Source organism: Pilosibacter fragilis (assembly GCF_032490495.1).
Classification (GTDB): domain Bacteria; phylum Bacillota; class Clostridia; order Lachnospirales; family Lachnospiraceae; genus Pilosibacter; species Pilosibacter fragilis.
In genome coordinates, this window is sequence record NZ_JAVYJB010000044.1 from 1 (window position 1) to 2588 (window position 2588).

Sequence of the window (2588 nt, forward strand, 5' to 3'; positions counted from 1 at the left end):
TGCATATTCCGCAAGAACTGCGCATCCGTTCCAGAGGAACGGAGCGCCATTCCGCTTCAAACTGAGCAAAACTCAGCAGGTTGATTAATTACTATTGGTTATTCTGCGATCCCTGCCAGGAAATTCAAGGCGATATGCCTTAGATGTCATTCGACTTAAGCAGGCATCTGCGTAGGTGGAATCCCCAAAAAGCTGATACCATCCGGATACTGGAATCTGTGAGATAATAATAGTTGCCTTGCGGCAGTCTCTGGACTCGATGATTTCAAATAAATCGCGGCATTTCTCGATGTCCAGATCCATTAAGCCGAAATCATCTATCACCATGAGATCATAAGCTGCCATTTCATTCGAATACTCAAAGTAAGTACCTTCCTGCCTGGCATGATCTGATTCCTTTAAGAGTGTGTTCGCACGTATGTATTTAACAGTACGGTTCTGATGCATTGCTGTGATACATAAAGCGCAGGCGATGTGCGTTTTCCCAGCACCGGCCCCTCCGGTCATCAGCAGGTTATTCGGCTCATCGATCCAATCACACTTGGCCAGAAGTTCTATGACGTGTGTATTCAGCTGACGTTCTGGATCATAGATTGAACTGTCAAGATCAGCTGCAGGATATTTCAGGGTCGCTTTCTTCATGAGGCGTTTAAACTTTTTACTCTCACGCTGATCCCACTCCTGATTTACAATAGCAGCAAAGCGGACTTCAAATGGTTCGAGACCTGTGTTTGGTTCCAGCAGCTGCTTTTCAAATGCTTCAGCCATACCGGACATGCGAAGTTTATACAGCCGATCCATGAGTATGTTCTGTTCCTTTGTGAGTTTATCGTTATAAAGATAGTCTTTTAATCTGTATGCCATAGTACGTCACCCTTACTTATAGTAGTCCTTTCCTCTGATATTTTCATGATTGGGCAGTGTTCCTGGTGAATGCTCGGGGAGTTCCTTCACATCCATCTTTTTCAGCATCTGCTTGAAGGTAAAATACTTACAGGAATTGATCTCTATACATTTACGGGCAACTTCTTCAGCAGCACCTTTCGGGATTGTTTTTACTTTATGCAGGATACCTACACAGGCACTATAGGACTGCTCTTCATGTTTTGATGATTTAAGGAGTCTGTCAATCAGTTCTGACATCGCAGGACCAATGGCAGAAGCCCAGCGGCGGTAATAATTACCATCCTTTGAATTGACTTCTTTGTAATAAAGGTGTTCTGGCGGCATATGTTCATCTACCGTGATATACAGCGGAAACTCTCTATAAGACCGCTTATGTGTACAGATCAGCCGATTATACTGATCACAGATTCTGATCTCTGAAGCTGTTGCCTTCAGGATTGCAGGCTTGCCACAGTAAGAGTACAATACGGAGTAGTAGTGGCCGTCATACTCGATGTGGTAGTTGTTGGGAACTTTTAGGACCGCTTTATAGTCGCAAGCCGTGTAACATCCGCCTGGCAGTGGTTTCATACATGGTTTGTCATACTTTTCGAAAGCATCCTGTCTTGAGAAATCCTTGCCTTGAAAAGATCGTTTATTGAGGACTGCTACTATTTTTTTGATTTCAGCATTCAGGTCTTCAAATGATACATATATCTTTTCTTTCAGTTTCTCAACCAGGTGTATTTCAAGATAACGTACATGATTTTCAACTGTAGGCTTGCCTTTCGGCTTTCTAGCGGGTGGTGGAAGAACTATAGTTTCATAGAAATCTTCCAGATCTGCAAATGTAGACTGCAGGATAAGTTCATCCTTTGTGTGCTTGGTTACAGCAGTTCGCAGGTTATCGGGCACAAAGTATTTCGTAACAGCACCATAAAATGAAACAGCATGGGCACAGCCTTCTATAAAACATGGGAGCTTCTCATTTGGAAAAGCTTCTGCATAGATCAGACTGCTGACTCCAAGAGTGGTCGCAAAGATATGGACTTTTTTGATCTCGCCCGTTTCGGTATCTGTTAACAGTTCCGGCTGATCACCGACCCAATCGATATACATCTTTTCACCCGGGATTCGGTTTACGGCCATTGATACCTTCTGTCCACCATAGTTTTCTGCTATGAATCGGTTGAAGTATTCGTAAAACTGTGACTTCTCATAACCATCAGGATTCTTTTCTTTATAATCCAGCCAACAGAACGAAATGTTCATGCGGCTCCCTGGTGCATGGATTCTGTCATAGTAATACTGGAAATCTGGAAGTGGGACATCTTTCCTCTGTAGATTTTTCTGCGGATAGAAAAGGTTCTCGACTTCCTCAGGTGCCATCATTCGGAGTTCCTCGATTGGGATTCCGTTGTCATGGTATCGGCTCATGATCAGATTTAATGTACCTGAGCCAATCTTGTAACGGTCCATAACGGACCTGGTCTGGCATCCATTCAAACGCATCTGGATGGAGCCGATAATCGTGTTGTAGTCTTGCATAGTTATGCCTCCTTTCGCAATCATTTGATGACTACGAAAGAACTATAACACGTTGAAAACTTATTGATCAGCTGAAGCGGAAACGCGTTCAGTTACATCCGGAAAGACTGATCAGCTCTTAGCGGAATGCGTAGTCAGATGAGCCGGAATTTGCA

Annotated in this window: 2 protein-coding genes; both read right to left on the reverse strand. The window is 43.6% G+C overall.

The window, feature by feature from the left end; genetic code table 11:
* Positions 1–84 precede the first annotated feature (84 nt).
* Positions 85–864, reverse strand: coding sequence for an ATP-binding protein (locus ABCW45_RS17580; protein WP_055221200.1), 780 nt, complete (start codon positions 862–864; stop codon positions 85–87).
* A 12-nt stretch (positions 865–876) separates the two neighbouring features.
* Positions 877–2277, reverse strand: a complete 1401-nt coding sequence (locus ABCW45_RS17585) for a Mu transposase domain-containing protein (protein WP_343221283.1) — start codon at positions 2275–2277, stop codon at positions 877–879.
* Between the last annotated feature and the right edge of the window lie 311 nt (positions 2278–2588).

What these genes read in the sequence shown, in the direction of transcription:
- ABCW45_RS17585 (WP_343221283.1), bottom strand. Translation starts at nt 2,277, where the DNA reads ATGATGGCACCTGAGGAAGTCGAGAACCTTTTCTATCCGCAGAAAAAT.
- ABCW45_RS17580 (WP_055221200.1), bottom strand. Translation starts at nt 864, where the DNA reads ATGGCATACAGATTAAAAGACTATCTTTATAACGATAAACTCACAAAG.